General features: G+C 67.6%; 1 pseudogene. It reads right to left on the reverse strand.

From position 1 onward, the window contains the following. A pseudogene (locus ACTWPW_RS64455) lies at positions 1 to 784 on the reverse strand (DNA-directed RNA polymerase subunit beta); the annotation flags it as partial.

Raw genomic sequence — 784 nt, forward strand, 5'->3', positions numbered from 1 at the left:
TCTCCAGGACCTGGCCGACGTTCATCCGGCCGGGCACGCCGAGCGGGTTGAGGATGATGTCGACCGGGGTGCCGTCCTCCAGGAACGGCATGTCCTCGACCGGCAGGATCTTGGAGATGACGCCCTTGTTGCCGTGGCGGCCGGCCAGCTTGTCGCCGTCGGTGATCTTACGCTTCTGGGCCACGTAGACGCGGACCAGCTCGTTGACACCGGGCGGCAGCTCGTCGCCCTCCTCGCGGCTGAACACGCGTACCGCGATGACCTTGCCCTGCTCGCCGTGCGGCACCTTCAGCGAGGTGTCGCGGACCTCACGGGCCTTCTCGCCGAAGATCGCGCGCAGCAGCCGCTCCTCCGGGGTCAGCTCGGTCTCGCCCTTCGGGGTGACCTTGCCGACCAGGATGTCGCCGGGCACGACCTCGGCGCCGATCCGGATGATGCCGCGCTCGTCGAGGTCGGCCAGGACCTCCTCGGAGACGTTCGGGATGTCCCGGGTGATCTCCTCGGGGCCCAGCTTGGTGTCACGGGCGTCGACCTCGTGCTCCTCGATGTGGATCGAGGACAGGACGTCGTCCTGGACCAGCCGCTGGGACAGGATGATCGCGTCTTCGTAGTTGTGGCCCTCCCACGGCATGAACGCCACGAGCAGGTTCTTGCCCAGCGCCATCTCGCCGTTGTCGGTGCACGGACCGTCGGCGATGACCTGGTTGACCTCCACCCGGTCGCCCTCGGCCACGATCGGCTTCTGGTTGAACGAGGTGCCCTGGTTGGACCGCTTGAACTTGGC

Origin of the sequence: Nonomuraea sp. KM90 (assembly GCF_052246675.1) — a bacterium.
In the GTDB taxonomy this organism is placed as follows: Bacteria; Actinomycetota; Actinomycetes; order Streptosporangiales; family Streptosporangiaceae; genus Nonomuraea.